13 protein-coding genes and 1 tRNA gene are annotated in these 13,776 nt (G+C 71.8%); 3 read left to right on the top strand and 11 right to left on the bottom strand.

Annotated features, from left to right (window positions below; translation table 11 throughout):
* Positions 1–24: 24 nt before the first annotated feature.
* From KGD83_RS01335 to KGD83_RS01365, 7 genes are all read right to left on the bottom strand, one after another.
* A complete protein-coding gene (locus KGD83_RS01335) occupies positions 25–816 on the bottom strand; it encodes a CoA-transferase subunit beta (protein WP_212642146.1) in 792 nt (263 codons plus the stop codon).
* Positions 813–1,685 (bottom strand): CoA transferase subunit A, encoded by an 873-nt coding sequence (locus tag KGD83_RS01340; RefSeq protein ID WP_212642147.1) that lies wholly within the window; start codon positions 1,683–1,685, stop codon positions 813–815. Before KGD83_RS01340 ends, KGD83_RS01335 begins: the two co-directional genes overlap by 4 nt.
* 552 nt (positions 1,686–2,237) lie before the next feature.
* Positions 2,238–2,313: transfer RNA gene (locus KGD83_RS01345), tRNA-Arg, on the bottom strand.
* Positions 2,314–2,513: 200 nt separating this feature from the next.
* Positions 2,514–3,449: a glycoside hydrolase family 16 protein gene (locus tag KGD83_RS01350; RefSeq protein WP_249352072.1), complete on the bottom strand. Its 936-nt coding sequence runs from the start codon at positions 3,447–3,449 to the stop codon at positions 2,514–2,516.
* A gap of 88 nt (positions 3,450–3,537) precedes the next feature.
* Positions 3,538–4,719 carry a glycoside hydrolase family 64 protein gene (locus tag KGD83_RS01355; protein WP_212642149.1) on the bottom strand — a complete coding sequence of 394 codons (1,182 nt, stop codon included), beginning with the start codon at positions 4,717–4,719 and terminating at the stop codon, positions 3,538–3,540.
* Between the two features lie 253 nt (positions 4,720–4,972).
* On the bottom strand, positions 4,973–6,163 hold the full coding sequence (locus tag KGD83_RS01360) for a hypothetical protein (RefSeq protein WP_212642150.1): 1,191 nt from the start codon (positions 6,161–6,163) through the stop codon (positions 4,973–4,975).
* A gap of 148 nt (positions 6,164–6,311) precedes the next feature.
* Positions 6,312–7,568 carry an aspartate aminotransferase family protein gene (locus KGD83_RS01365; protein WP_212642151.1) on the bottom strand — a complete coding sequence of 419 codons (1,257 nt, stop codon included), beginning with the start codon at positions 7,566–7,568 and terminating at the stop codon, positions 6,312–6,314.
* 146 nt (positions 7,569–7,714) lie between these two features.
* Between KGD83_RS01365 and KGD83_RS01370 the strand changes: the two genes are divergently transcribed.
* Both KGD83_RS01370 and KGD83_RS01375 read left to right on the top strand, forming a co-directional pair.
* Positions 7,715–9,178, top strand: coding sequence for an NAD-dependent succinate-semialdehyde dehydrogenase (locus KGD83_RS01370; RefSeq protein WP_212642152.1), 1,464 nt, complete (start codon positions 7,715–7,717; stop codon positions 9,176–9,178).
* A gap of 65 nt (positions 9,179–9,243) precedes the next feature.
* Positions 9,244–9,420: an antitoxin VbhA family protein gene (locus tag KGD83_RS01375; protein ID WP_160313090.1), complete on the top strand. Its 177-nt coding sequence runs from the start codon at positions 9,244–9,246 to the stop codon at positions 9,418–9,420.
* A gap of 109 nt (positions 9,421–9,529) precedes the next feature.
* Here KGD83_RS01375 and KGD83_RS01380 read toward each other — a convergent pair whose 3' ends face one another.
* The 4 genes from KGD83_RS01380 to KGD83_RS01395 form a co-directional block, all read right to left on the bottom strand.
* Positions 9,530–10,213: a GntR family transcriptional regulator gene (locus KGD83_RS01380; RefSeq protein ID WP_212642153.1), complete on the bottom strand. Its 684-nt coding sequence runs from the start codon at positions 10,211–10,213 to the stop codon at positions 9,530–9,532.
* Positions 10,214–10,267: 54 nt separating this feature from the next.
* Complete coding sequence (locus KGD83_RS01385; RefSeq protein WP_212642154.1) at positions 10,268–11,020, bottom strand: maleate cis-trans isomerase family protein; 753 nt, start codon at positions 11,018–11,020, stop codon at positions 10,268–10,270.
* 16 nt (positions 11,021–11,036) lie between these two features.
* Positions 11,037–11,837, bottom strand: coding sequence for a maleate cis-trans isomerase family protein (locus tag KGD83_RS01390; protein ID WP_212642155.1), 801 nt, complete (start codon positions 11,835–11,837; stop codon positions 11,037–11,039).
* Between the two features lie 115 nt (positions 11,838–11,952).
* A complete protein-coding gene (locus KGD83_RS01395; protein ID WP_212642156.1) occupies positions 11,953–12,435 on the bottom strand; it encodes a DUF3830 family protein in 483 nt (160 codons plus the stop codon).
* Between the two features lie 302 nt (positions 12,436–12,737).
* Between KGD83_RS01395 and KGD83_RS01400 the strand changes: the two genes are divergently transcribed.
* Complete coding sequence (locus tag KGD83_RS01400) at positions 12,738–13,757, top strand: D-2-hydroxyacid dehydrogenase (protein WP_212642157.1); 1,020 nt, start codon at positions 12,738–12,740, stop codon at positions 13,755–13,757.
* The last annotated feature ends 19 nt before the right edge of the window (positions 13,758–13,776 follow it).

A 13,776-nucleotide genomic window follows, 5' to 3' on the forward strand; every position in this document is an offset into this window, starting at 1 on the left:
CTTCGTCTTCTCCGCCGTGTCACGTCACACCTGGTGGCGTGGCCCGTGCGGGTCGCCAAGCGGTTCCGGGCCGGTGAGATCGCGCAGGACGGAGAGTTCCGTGCTGGTGGGCGGTGAGGTCTGAGCGAGCTCCCGGGCGACGGTGAGGTCCCAGCCGGTGGCCTCGCGGACCGCGTCCAGCGCCACGCCGGGGTGGATACCGGTCAGGACGAGTTCGCGGGTGACGGGGTCGGGTTCGAGCACTCCGAGGTCGGTGACCACCCGCACCGGACCGGCGCCGCGCAGGCCCAGGCGCTCGCGGTCGCCGGGGCCCGAGCCGTGGCCGACCGAGGTGACGAAGTCGACCTCCTCGACGAAGGCGCGGAAGCTGTGCCGCATGACGACGACGACCTCGCGGCAGGAGGCGGCGATCTCGGGGGCGCCGCCCGCCCCGGGCAGGCGCACCCTCGGGTCCGTGTAGTCGCCGATGACGGTGGTGTTGATGTTGGCGTACCGGTCGATCTGGGCGGCGCCGAGGAAGCCGACGTCGATCCGTCCGGCCTGGAGCCAGTAGTTGAAGACCTCGGGGACCGAGACCACGGTGTCGGCGGTGTCGGCCAGGACGCCGTCGCCGATGGACAGCGGCAGGTGGTCGGGGACGGCGCCCAGGGTGCCGGACTCGTAGACCATCCACAGGTCGGGAGCGTGGGTGCGGCGGGCCACGTTCGCGGCGGTGCTGGGCAGCCCGATACCGACGAAGCAGGACATCCCCTCGCGCAGCGAGCGCGCCGCGGTCACGGTCATGATCTCGTCGGAGGTCCAGGTCACGGTGGTCACGCGCCCCTCCCGACAGTTCCGGTGTCGCTGGTGCCGGAGGCCGCGGGCGGCGCGGGGGCGGAAGGGGCCCCGGCGCCGGCAGTGAGGTCCGCGAGCCAGGCGGTGAAGGCCTCGCGGTCGCGGCCGACCGCGTCCCAGGCCCGGTAGGCGGCGTTGTCGCGCTCGTAGTAGCCGTGCGCGTAGGAGGGCGCGGCGCCGCCGGGGACGACGCTGACGGCGTCCACGATCCGGCTGGGCAGGATCACCTGGCCGGGTACGGGGTCGAGGTTGTCCACGACCTCCTCCACCGTGGCCAGCACCCGTTCGGAGGCCAGCGCGGCCTCCTTCTGGACGCCGGTGATGCCCCACAGTTGGACGTTGCCCCGGGGGTCCGCCCGCTGCGCGTGGATCACGGCCACGTCGGGGTTGAGTGCTGGGACGGCGGCCAGTTCCTGCCCGGTGAAGGGGCAGGTGACGATTTTGATGTTGGGGTTGTGCTCGACCAGGTCGGTGCCGGAGTAGCCGCGCAGGATGGCGAAGGGCAGACCGGAGGCGCCCGCCATGTAGCGGTTGGCCATCCCGGCGTGGCTGTGCTCCTCGATCTCCAGGGGCACGGGCCAGGACGAGGTGACGGCGTCGCGGAAGCGGTGCAGCGAGCCGACGCCGGGGTTGCCGCCCCAGGAGAAGACGAGTTTCCTGGCGCACCCGGCGCCGATGAGCTGGTCGTAGACGATGTCGGGCGTCATGCGCACCAGGGTGAGGTCGCGCAGGCCCCGTCGGATGATCTCGTGCCCGGCGGCCACGGGGATGAGATGGGTGAACCCCTCCAGGGCGACGGTGTCGCCGTCATGGACGAGCTGCCGGACAGCCTCGTCCAGAGGGGCGATCACGAAACCCTCCTGTGCGCATCGCGGATACTTGTACCCATTGCGAACATCATAGGTCGAAAGCTATCCCCAGCCCCTCGTCGAGTCAAGGGACTCCGACCGCCGACAGCTCGGTGAACAGCGCGGTCGTCGGGGTGGTGCTGGCCCACACGAGCCGACACGAGTACCGACTGCGACGGATCGGCCCCGCTCGGGCGGCGGCCTGGGCGGGGCGTGGTCAAGAGGTGCTGCCGCGGGTCTACGCCAGGTGCGTCGACGGCGACGAGGGGCGTGACAAGCGTCGTGGAGCGAAGGGTCTCGGGGGTGTCTGGCCCTCGTGGCCTGCATCGGTGGACACCTTGGGGCACGGAAAGCGCCATATGACCGGGCCCGTATGCCGGGTCGGCCGGGGCCGTCCCCGTGGGCCGTGGTGCGCTGAACTCCGCACCACGTATTCGCCGCAGCCCTCCGTAAGGGGCCGGGTCCGGCCGCTGTCAGCCGTCCGCCGGACAGCGCAAAAGAAACCGCCGGGCCCGTGTGGTGTGCGGGTCCGGCGGTTTCTCCACTGTCTCAAGGTGGCGCACTCGGGAGGACTCGAACCCCCAACCTTCTGATCCGTAGTCAGATGCTCTATCCATTGAGCTACGAGTGCAGGTTGTTCAGTTGTGTGTCGCCCGGTCTCCCTGGCGACGTCTTTGACTCTATCACGGTGTCAGAGGGCCTCGAACCGTTTTGTGAGTGTGCGACCGGTCATGCCGGTCCCCGTCCGCCGGGCGGTCCGGGGCCGAGCGGCGGCGGCCCCGACGCGACCGCGTCGTGCCGGGCCCGCCGCCCGGCGGACGGGCCGGAGCGTCAGCAGGTTCCGCCGAGGACCACCCCGTCGACGCGGGAGACGCCCGCGTCGCGCTGCGCGCCCACGCGCCGGTTGACCTCCTCGGGGGCAACGGCCTCGCCCTGCTGGTGGTACACCCAGTCCACGTCCTGCACGTAGGTGCTCGGGCCGCCGGTGTGGCCGCTCATGTCGACGAACCACTGGTTGAAGTTGATCGACATCGGCGACGAGGGGTAGTACTTCCCGCTGTGCTCGGCCACCAGGTGCGTGTCCACGTAGTAGCGGACCACGCCGTCCGTCACCTGGACCACCAGGTCGCGCCATCCGCCGAAGGAGCGGTTCACCACGTCGCTGGTGTTGTCCGCGACCCAGGGGTCGCGCTGGTAGGTGTGGTAGGAGGTCAGGTACATGGCCTCGGCCGGGGCGCCCCAGCCCGAGTTGGGCAGGTACTCGAAGTCGAGTTCGCTGTAGGCGGGATCGTTGTCGTAGGCCAGGGGCGTGATCGTGTAGAAGGTCTGGAGCACGGTGTCGCCGTCCTGGCCGGAGACCGGGGCGTCGGCGAACTCGACCTTGGCGGCGTAGGTGCCCTCGTGGAACTTCTCCTCGCCGAAGGTCAGCTCGGCCTGGCTGGTGCCCGCCGGGGTGCCGTCGGTGGTCGAGGTCAGGCGGAGCAGGGAGTCGCCGCCCTCCTGGGCGAAGGAGATGTTGTCGGCGTCCCAGGACGCGCCGGGCACGCCGGGGCCGCCGGGCCAGCTGCGGACGTTCCACCCCTGTCCGCGCAGGGCCGGGTCGTCGGGGCCGGTGTAGTCGAAGTCGTCGAAGAACAGGCCGCACGACGCGGAGGTCTGGTCGGCGACGGTCTCGACCTCCACGGGGGAGCCCGTCGCGCAGGCGGTCAGGGGGAGCGCGACGGCGCAGGCCAGGGCGATGTGGCCGGGACGGATACGGGTGGGCACGGGGAACACCTCGGTTTCGGGGAGGAACAGCCGGGAGCAGGGGCTGGGCCGGGGCCTCCGGTCTTGAGGGGCCCCGGCCCGGGAGGCGCTAGAACGCGGTCAGCGTCACGTCGAGGGACACCGGCGCGTGGTCCTGGACGTAGGAGGCGAAGTTCGACACGTCGTCGAAGGCGAAGCCGTAGGCCTTGCCGTCCACGGTGTTCTCGTGGAAGACCGCCGCGTAGCGGTTGGTGGTCTCGTGGTTGTAGAACGCCGCGGGGTCGGTGACCGGGTGCTCGGCGGTGTCCAGCAGGGTCGAGCGGTTGAACGCCGCGCCCAGGATCGCGGCCACCGGACCGGTGATGCCGTCGTTGGGGGCCGCCAGGGCGCCGTCGCAGAAGAAGACGTCGCGGGTGGAGGGCTTGGGGATCGGGGCCACGCCGCCGTCGAAGACCAGGTTGCCCGAGCCGTCCACGCGGCCGGTGAAGGTCCCGGCGTTGGTGGTGACGCGCAGGTCGGTGGTGCTGTAGCGCTCCCAGACCTGGTCGATGTAGGAGTCGTAGTAGTCGGCGGGGAACAGTCCGGCGTCCAGCCCGTGCCCGGGGGCGATGACGAGTTCTCCCTCGCGCAGCACGAGCGACGAGAAGACGGGGTCGGCGGAGAGCGTGGCGAAGACCGCGTCGCGGCCGCCCGGCTCGAACGTGCCGGTGGTCTGGTCGGCCTCGCCCTGGAGGCGGATGGCCAGCGGCACGCTGAACTGGTCCACCATGCTGGTGTTGCAGTACATGCCGGTCTCGTTGTGGGTGAACTCCACGGTGTCGTGGAGCACCCCGTGGCTGGGGTCGGACTCGACCCAGCCCGCCGGGTACTGGAGCGCCGGTCTGCCGTTGCCGTCGGTGACGACCTTGAACCGGAGCTTGCCGCCGAGGGCGAAGTACACCCGGCCGGACATGAACGGCAGGGTCAGCTCGCTGACGGAGTCCAGCGGGATCGAGTAGTCGGTGAACCCTTCGTCGGTGTTGTCGGACTCCGCGACCGGGTGCGCGACGCCGTCGGCGTCGACCCAGGACTGCGTGTTCGTGGTCAGGTCGGTGCCCACGACGTAGGCGCGGATCTCGCTGTCGGGGAAGGTGCCGGTCTCGTTGGCGACCCTCACCGGAAGGGCGCCGGCCTGGCCGCCGCCCGAGGTGAGTTCGCCGTTGCTCTCCGCACGGGAGCAACCGCTGGTGACGAGCAGGGTGCCGACGGTGGCGAGCGATGCGCCGCCGAGGAACAGTCTTCGGTCGATCATGGGGGTCGCCTCACTGGAGGGGCTGGTAAGACGCGCCCAATCTGACGACCACCGAAGCGCCGCGTCAACCCGTGGTCACGATCCGTCCGTGACGCTCTCGTGTTCTCACTGGTAACAAAGTTGCCATGTGACTCATGTCACTCCTCGGCCGAATCATTTTCGGATCCGCGGGTGAACGTTTTCGGCGGACGGGCGTCCACAGGAGTTCTCCCCTTGGTGGACCGGGGTTCACGGGGGTGCCGCGGCTCCCGGTCTACGCCCTCGCGCCCTCGGCGGTCTCCGTCGGCAGGGCGGCTTCGGCGGTCTCCGTAAGCAGGGCGGCTTCGGCCGACCCGGCGGCCCCGGACTCCAGGGAGCGGCCCGCCTCCAGCATCCGGTCGATCAACTCGTCCCGGGTCTCCCTGACGGCGCGCGCGTTCAGGGCCTCGCCGTGCAGTTGGTCGGCGTTGCCGCCGTCGGAGTCCACCTGGGCGAGGAGCAGGTCCAGCTCGCGCTGGCGCTCCTCGACCCTTCGGACCTGCTCCCACTCGGTGTGCGCGGCCAGGGCCTCCTCGACGGACGCGCCGTAGTCCCGGATCGCGTCCACCCGCGCCGCCAGCTCGCGGTACACGGCCTCGTGCCGTTCGTGCTGCTGGTCCAGCACGGCGAGCACCCGCTCCGAGACGGCGTCGAGGGAGTCCGCCACGTACTCCTCCCTGATCCGCTCGTGCCGGTGCAGCAGCGAGGCGATCCGCCACTCCTCGGCGCGCAGGACCGACAGGGGCTGGGCCGCGTCGAAGGAGTCGCCCAGCCGCAGGTCGGCCTCCTCGACGGTCCCGATCGTCCTCTGCACGTCCAGCAGCAGGCGGGTGCCCTGCCGACCCAGGTTCGCGGGCACCAGGTAGCGGTCCGCGTGCGCCGCCGCCAGCCGGTCGCCCCGGGGCCACCACCACCCCGCCCACAGGGCGGCGGCCGCGTACACCGCGCCCGGCACGAACCAGTAGAGGTTGAAGGCCCACTCCGGACCCGCCAGGGCGAGGAACCAGCTCGTCAGGGTGGCGGGCACGAAGGTCAGGGAGAACGCCTGCCAGGACCGGCGCCGCGAGGTCCGCGACAGCCACCGCGGCAGCAGGGACCTCGGGCGCACGCGGGTGATGGCGAGTCCGGCGGCGCCCACGACCGCGGCCTGTGCCAGCAGGCCCAGGAAGTACAGGGGGACCGACCACACCAGGAGGGGGCCGCTGACCAGTGCCCAGAGGAGGCTCAGCGCGGCCACGGCGGTCCCTCCCGCCGCCATGCGCGTCCGGTTCGGGAGCCGGGGCTGCTTGGCCCAGGCCCGCTTCGAGCGCAGGAAGGGCAGATGCTTCCGGAGCCTTCCGGAGAGGCGGGGAGGCAGTGAGGGGTCCAGGACGGGACGTGCGCCCCCGCGCGTGCTGTCCGCGACCTTCCACCGGCTGTCCGACACTGGTTCGGCTCCTCTCGCGTGCGGTTCGCCGCGCTCGGCCCCTCCGTTTCGGACACGCGTTTCGGACGCGCGGTTTCTCGGGGGTCCGCACCGCACGTTACCGCCCCGGCACGGAATCCGTACCGGGGCGGCGGTCACGAATCTCGCCTCAGCCCGCGACGGCCTCCTCCACGGCGGCGGCCCACAGCGACACCGCGCTGTCGACCTGGTCGCCGTCGACGATGAGCGGCGGGATCATCCGCACCACGTTCCCGTCCGGGGCGCAGGTCAGCAGCAGGAGCCCGTGCCGGGCCGCGGCCTGCTGGGCGCGCAGCGCGGTGGCGCCGTCCGGCGTGCCGTCGGCGGCGGTGAACTCGTTGCCGAGCATCAGCCCCCGGCCGCGCACGTCGCCGATGACCGGGTTGGCCTCCGCGACCTTCTCCAGGCCCAGCCGCAGCCGCTCGCCCATGCGTGCGGCGTTCTCCACCAGGCCCTCCTCCTGGATCACGTCCAGGGTCGCCAGGGCGGCGGCGCAGGACACCGCGTTGCCGCCGTAGGTCCCGCCCTGGGAGCCCGGCCAGGCCCTCTCCATGATCGCGGCGGGGGCGGCGATCGCCGACAGCGGGAAGCCGCTGGCCAGCCCCTTGGCGGTGATGACCACGTCCGGCCGGATGCCCGAGGGCTCGTGGCCCCAGAACGTGCCCGTGCGCCCGAAGCCGGTCTGCACCTCGTCCGCGACCAGCAGGAACCCGTGCCGGTCGGCGCGCTCGCGCAGCCCCTGGAGGAAGGCCGCGGGCACCGGCACGTAGCCGCCCTCGCCCAGCACCGGCTCGATGAACACGGCGGCCGTGTCCTTGGGCGAGGTGACCGTGGCGAACAGGTAGTCCAGCTCGCGCAGCGCGTACGCGACCGCGTCGGCCTCGGACACGCCCAGCCGGTAGGCGTACGGGAACGGCGAGACCACCACGCCGGGCATCAGCGGGCCGATGCCCGCCCGGATCTTGACCCCGGACGTGGTCAGCGACGCGGCGCCCATGGTGCGCCCGTGGAAGGACCCCTGGAACACGATGACGTTCTGCCGACCGGTCGCCTGCCGGGCCAGCCGCAGGGCGGCCTCGACGGCCTCGCTGCCCGAGTTCACGTAGAACAGCCGGTCGAGCCCTGCGGGCAGCACCTCCCCCAGCCGCTCGGTGAGCCGCAGCAGCGGCCGGTGCATCACGGTGGTGTACTGGCCGTGCACCAGGGTGCCCACCTGCTCCTGCGCGGCGGCCACCACGCGGGGGTGGCAGTGGCCGGTGCTGGTGACGCCGATGCCGGCGGTGAAGTCGAGATAGCGGCGGTCGTCCTCGTCGTAGATGTAGGCGCCCTCGCCTCGGGCGGCGACGACCGGTGTCGCCTGCTTGAGGATCGGGGAGAGCTCCGCCATGCGTGGCCTCGATTCCGTGTCGCGTATTCCGTAGGATTGTTGACAATCGACGCTGCTATGGAAACATCCGTGCGGCGACGGTGTCCAGTGGGCGCACGTTGGGCAGTTCTGACCAAAGGCCGAATCTCGACCGGGGAGTAGCGAACATGTCGGATCAGGAAGCACGGGTCGTCGCGCAGGTGGACAAGAGGCTGTTCATCGGCGGGACGTGGCGCGACGCCGCCTCCGGGAACGCCTTCGAGGTGGAGGACCCCTCCACCCGCGAGGTGCTCTGCGAGGTCGCGGACGCGGGGAAGGAGGACGCGCTCGACGCCCTGGACGCGGCGCACCGGGCCCAGGCCGACTGGATGCGCACGGCGCCCAGGGACCGCGGAGAGATCCTGTACCGGGGCTACGAGCTGCTCATGGAGCGCCGGGAGGACCTGGCGGTCCTGATGACCCTGGAGATGGGCAAGCCCCTGGCCGAGGCGCGGGGTGAGATCGCCTACGCCGCCGAGTTCCTGCGCTGGTTCTCCGAGGAGGCCGTGCGCATCGAGGGGAGGTTCTCCACCTCGCCCGACGGCAAGTCCCGCTTCCTGGTCATGCGCCAGGCGGTCGGCCCCTGCATGCTCATCACCCCCTGGAACTTCCCCATGGCGATGGGCACCCGCAAGATCGGCCCCGCTATCGCCGCGGGGTGCACCATGATCCTCAAGCCCGCCCACCAGACCCCCCTGTCCGCCCTCGCCCTGGCGGGCATCCTCTCCGAGGCCGGGCTCCCCGAGGGCGTCCTCAGCGTCATCCCCACCACGGACCCGGGTTCGGTCACCGAGCCCCTGCTCAGCGACGGGCGCGTCCGCAAGGTCTCCTTCACCGGCTCCACCGCCGTGGGCCGCAAGCTCCTCGAACAGAGCGCCGGGCAGGTCCTGCGCACCTCCATGGAACTGGGCGGCAACGCGCCCTTCCTGGTCTTCGACGACGCCGACATGGACGCCGCCGTTGACGGCGCGATGCTCGCCAAGATGCGCAACATCGGCGAGGCCTGCACCGCCGCCAACCGCATCTACGCCCAGGCGGGCATCGCCGAGGAGTTCGCCGAGCGCCTCAGCCGCCGCATGGGCGCGCTGCGCCTGGGCCGCGGCGTGGACGAGGGCGTCGACGTGGGCCCGCTCATCGACGACAAGGCCCGCGACAAGGTGCAGGGCCTGGTGGACGACGCCGTGGGCAAGGGCGCCCGCGTGCTGGTCGGCGGCGGCCCCGGCGACGGTCCGGGCCACTTCTACAAGCCCACCGTGCTCGCCGACGTGCCCTTCGAGGCCGAACTGTCCACCACCGAGATCTTCGGCCCGGTGGCCCCCGTGCTTCCCTTCGACACGGAGGACGAGGTGCTGCGGGCCGCCAACGACACCGAGTACGGCCTGGTCAGCTACGTCTACACCCGCGACCTCAACCGGGCGCTGCGGGTCAGCGAGAACCTTGAGACCGGCATGGTCGGCCTCAACCAGGGCGTGGTCTCCAACCCGGCCGCGCCCTTCGGCGGGGTCAAGCACTCCGGTCTGGGCCGCGAGGGCGGCCGGGTCGGCATCGACGAGTTCCTGGAGACCAAGTACGTCGGCATCGGCGGAATCTGACCGGATCTCCCGGCGGTCCGGGGGTTCGCCTGTGGCGCGGGAGCGGCACCGCCTAGGCTCGTCCCATGGGCACACGGATCCACGACGACGGCGACACCGCCGCCGCTCTCGCCTCGGTCAGGGCGGCGGGCGGTGAACCTTCGCCGGAGGCGCGGGCGGACCTGGAGCGGATCGCACGCGGTGAGATGAGCTTCGAGGAGGCCAGGGAGCGAATCCTGGCCAGGTACCGGCTGCGGGAGTGACCGGACGGCACGCCCGCGCCCCGCGGGAGCCCCGGGGCCTGTTCTCCGAATGTTCTCCTGCGCCGCCGAGCACGAACCGAAGCCGAGGGCAGGTTCACAAGGACACGGCCTAGGCCTCGGGTGCGGACTCCCCGCCCCCGCCGTTGATGCGCGCCACCGTGTCCACCATGTGCGCCTCGATCAGGCTCAGCAGCTCCTCCTCCGCCCCGTCCACGATCGCGTCCAGGATGCGGCGGTGCTCGTCCAGGAGCTCCTCCGGTTCCGGGTACACGTCCTGCATCACGGTGAGGCACATCCGGGTCTCCACCAGCAGCGTCTGCGCCATGCGCTCCAGGCGGCTGTTGCCCGCGCAGCTGACGAGGGTCTGGTGGAAGGCCTGGTCGGCGTCGCTCATGGCGTTGCGGTCGCGGCCCGCCGCCGCGGCGGCGAGCCGCTCCACGGCGGGGGTGAGGCGGGCGACGGCCTCGCCCCGGTTGCCGCGCATGATCAGCTCGCACGCGGTCCGCTCGACGGCGAGTCGGGCCACGTAGACGTCGCGCACGTCCGCGGGCGTGAGTTCGCGCACGAACAGCCCCCTGTGCCGTTCGCTGCGCAGCAGCCCCTCCTGCACCAGGCGCTGCATCGCCTCGCGCAGGGGGCCGCGGCTCACCCCGAGCTGACCCGCCAGCTCGGACTCGCCGAGCTGGTCCCCCGGCGCGAGCGAGCCGTACATGATCGCGGACCGCAGCTGGTCGGCGATCAGTTCTGCGGTTGATCGCCGGGGCACGGGTCTGAGCTGGCCTGGGGCGGACATGGCCGCCCTCCTCTCGGGTCGGGGACGGGACGCGCGGCGGGCGCGTCGTCGAGGTTAACGGGACGCCAGGACGCTGTTGACCGCGGCCGAACCCGAGCGGAACAGCATGCCCGGTCCGGAGCCCCGCCCCGCGGTCTCCCCCGCCAGGCGCAGCCCCTCCCACACGCTCACCTGGTTGGCGGTGAGCACGGTCTTGCCCAGCAGCGCCTCCAGGGGTTCGATGAGGTGGGCGCTGTGCAGGGCGGTGTCCGGCACCAGGACGGCCTCGGCGCGCTGGTGGTCGTTGGAGATGACGAAGTCCAGGACGTCGTCGGGGTCCAGGTCGCCGACCTCGGCGGCGGTGGCGATGCCGTGGCTGGCCAGCGACAGCACGGTCACCCCCGCCTCGGTGAGGAACTCCACGAACCTCTGGGCGACGTCGTCGGGGTAGGTGGCGGCGATCGCCACCCGCGAGACGCGCAGCTGGCTCAGCGCGTGCACGAAGGCGAACGAGGTGCTCGACGAGGGCGCGCCCGTGTGCCGGCGCACCCCCGCGACCTGTCGGCGGGCGCCCTCCCAGCCGAACACGAAGCTGCCGCTGGTGCAGGCCCACACCGCGGCCTCCACCTCCATCACTGCCAGCTCCTGGGCGCCCCTGGCGAGCACGTCCTCGCCGCCGACGTCGAGCAGGGCGTCCACCCGGTGGGCGTCCTCGCGCATGAGCGTGTGCACCACGGGGAGCTCGACGCCCCCTCCGAGCAGGCCCTCGAAGGCCTTGTAGTCGTCCTCGGCGCTGAACCCGGGGTAGAGGAATCCGACGCGGGTCATGCGGCTCTCCTTCGCGTCACGCGGCACTCGGTGCGGCTACGTCGATCAGGCTCTGTCCGTGGGCCACGGCCTGGCGGCCCGCCGCCCTCATCACGGCCCACATGGTCACCTGGTTGGCCGCGATCACCGGTTTGCCCAGCTCGCGTTCCAGGGGCGCGATGATGTCGTAGGTGAGCACGTTGGTGCAGCTGATGAACACGGCCTGGGCGTCGGGGCGGTCCACCGAGTGCACCGCCTCGGACACCTCGGCGTAGGTCACCCGCCAGATGTGGCTGAGCAGGCCCAGCCCCACGCTGGAGGTCACGGCGACGCGGTGCTCGGCGAGGTAGGCCAGGAGCCGGTCGGTCACGCTGTCCACGTAGGGCGTGACGACGGCGATCCGGTCGGCGCCGAGCGCTCCCAGGGCCTGGACCAGCGCCCCGGACGTGGTGACGGCGGCGGGCGCCCCGGCGCCCACCATGGCACCGTGCAGGCGCCGTTCGCCCCGGGCGCCGTGCACGAAGCTGCCCGAGGCGCACGCGTACCCGATGGCCAGGGGCTCGGGGGCGAGCAGCGCGCGGACCGCCGGGTCCACGTGCTCCTCCCGGCACAGGGCGGCGGCCTGGTCGACCGTCACCGGTACGTGTACGTACGGCAACCGCGTGACGTGCAGTGAGACGTCGTCGGGCGTCCAGCGCCAGAGTTCGCGGTCGAGCGCGAAGTCGTAGGGCGCGATGACGCCGACTCCCGCCTGCCACGGCGTCCGCGTGCTCGCGGCCAGTTCGACGACCTGCTGCTGCGCGCCGGTGCCGTTCGTGTGCTCTCCGTCGGTCCGCATCGGTCACTCACCTCCCGGATGTGTGTTGTCGTTGCCGTCCCCGAGGGGACGCGGTCGCTCCGCACCGGGCCCAGGGGGTCGCCCGTGGGCGCGGTCGTGGCGGCTCGCGGACCGGTCAGCGCTCCAGGCGCTCGTACACCAGGCGCTCGCCGACGCTGCCCGAACGCCAGACGTCGTTGCAGGCCTCGGCCATGGCGGGCAGGTTCTCGACGACGCTGGCGAACACGTTGCCGGGCACCCAGCCGACGTCGCCGTTGAGGAGCAGGTTGTTGCGCCCGTAGAAGAGGGCGAGGTCGATGACGCCGGGCAGGTGGCCGATCCCCTTGTCCTCCTTGAATGCGCGGTCGAGCATGCCCCCGTCGAAGGAGAAGTAGACGACGTCGCCGGGGATCGGGGTGACGGTGGGGTTCTCCTGGCCGGGCTCGGCCTCGGCGAACCGCGGCACCATCGTGTAGACCTCGTTGCGCGCGTACTTGGCGTGCTGGACCGCGTCGCCCTGCGGCAGTGCGCTCCAGACCGCCTCACAGGTGCGGGGAGCGTCCTTGTCCAGGAGTTCGGCGACGCAGGAGACCCCGCGCCTGGGCAGGGTGATGGTCATGTACCGGGGCAATGGGTAGTCCCTTCGACGTCGGGCAGCGGGGACCTGCGAGAACACCCCCGGCGTCGGGGCTGTTGATTGTTGACAATCCTAGGGTCCACAACCCGGATGCGGCAATAACCCCGGTGCGAGTGGGTATCCCGGGCAGGTCAGAGGTGGCATGAGAGGCCCGGTTTCGGGCGGAACAGTCGATTTGTGGATTGTTGACAATCCTATGCGGGCTCCCTAGCGTTTCCCGTGCAGGGCGATCCGTCCCCGACGACCTCTCTGAACCACCGTCGCCAACCGGAGAGTGCACGCCCGTGAACAGCCTCATCCCGCCCGACCGACCGAGACTCCTCGTCCTCCACGGCGACGACCTCCCGCCCGGCCGCGAGCGGATGGACGACCATCCCCGGCTCGGCGAGGTCGTCTACGCCACCGCCGACGAACTCCCCGCCAGGCTGCCCGGGGCGCACGCGCTGCTGGTTTGGGACCTGTTCACCGAGGCGCTGGCCTCCGCCTGGCCCAAGGCCGACTCCCTGTCCTGGGTGCACGCCGCCACCGCCGGGGTGGACAACCTCATGTTCCCCGGCCTGGTGGAGGGCCCGGCGGTGGTCACCAACTCGCGCGGGGTCTTCGACGAGCCCATCGCCGAGTACGTGCTCGGCCGGGTCATCGCCTTCGCCAAGGGCTTCCAGCAGACCTGGGAGCACCAGCGCGAGCACCGCTGGGAGCACCGGGAGACCGAGCGCGTGTCCGGCAAGCGGGCCCTCGTCGTCGGGACCGGGCCGATCGGCCGCCACATCGCCCGCAAGCTGACTGCGGTGGGCATGCGCGTGAACGCCTCCGGCAGCCGCGCGCGCGGCGGCGACCCCGACTTCGGCTCCGTGGTCGAGTCCAGCCTGGCCGAGCGCGGAGCCGGCGGCGCCCCGACCCTGGTCGGCGAACTCCCCGAGGCCGACTACGTCGTGGTGGCCGCCCCGCTCACCGACGCCACCCGGGGGCTGGTCGACCGCCGCTTCCTGGGGCTGATGAAACCCACCGCGCGTCTGGTCAACGTGGCGCGCGGTCCCATCGTGGTCGAGGCCGACCTGGCCGCGGCCCTGGAGCACCGCGTCATCGCGGGTGCCGCGCTGGACGTGTTCGAGGACGAGCCCCTCAAGGCGGTCTCACCGCTGTGGGGACTGCCCGGGTCGGTGGTCTCGCCGCACATGTCGGGCGACGTCGTCGGTTGGCGCGGTGACCTCATGGACCTGTTCCTCGACAACCTCGCCCGTTACCTGGACGGGCGGGAACTGCTCAACGTGGTCGACAAGAGCCGCGGCTACGTGCCCGGCTGACCCCTGATGGCGTGACACG

Origin of the sequence: Nocardiopsis akebiae (genome assembly GCF_018316795.1) — a bacterium.
GTDB classification, from domain to species: Bacteria; Actinomycetota; Actinomycetes; order Streptosporangiales; family Streptosporangiaceae; genus Nocardiopsis; species Nocardiopsis dassonvillei.

What these genes read in the sequence shown, in the direction of transcription:
- KGD83_RS01380 (WP_212642153.1), bottom strand. Translation starts at nt 10,213, where the DNA reads ATGTCCGCCCCAGGCCAGCTCAGACCCGTGCCCCGGCGATCAACCGCA.
- KGD83_RS01375 (WP_160313090.1), top strand. Translation starts at nt 9,244, where the DNA reads ATGGGCACACGGATCCACGACGACGGCGACACCGCCGCCGCTCTCGCC.
- KGD83_RS01395 (WP_212642156.1), bottom strand. Translation starts at nt 12,435, where the DNA reads ATGACCATCACCCTGCCCAGGCGCGGGGTCTCCTGCGTCGCCGAACTC.
- KGD83_RS01365 (WP_212642151.1), bottom strand. Translation starts at nt 7,568, where the DNA reads ATGGCGGAGCTCTCCCCGATCCTCAAGCAGGCGACACCGGTCGTCGCC.
- KGD83_RS01385 (WP_212642154.1), bottom strand. Translation starts at nt 11,020, where the DNA reads ATGACCCGCGTCGGATTCCTCTACCCCGGGTTCAGCGCCGAGGACGAC.
- KGD83_RS01390 (WP_212642155.1), bottom strand. Translation starts at nt 11,837, where the DNA reads ATGCGGACCGACGGAGAGCACACGAACGGCACCGGCGCGCAGCAGCAG.
- KGD83_RS01370 (WP_212642152.1), top strand. Translation starts at nt 7,715, where the DNA reads ATGTCGGATCAGGAAGCACGGGTCGTCGCGCAGGTGGACAAGAGGCTG.
- KGD83_RS01355 (WP_212642149.1), bottom strand. Translation starts at nt 4,719, where the DNA reads ATGATCGACCGAAGACTGTTCCTCGGCGGCGCATCGCTCGCCACCGTC.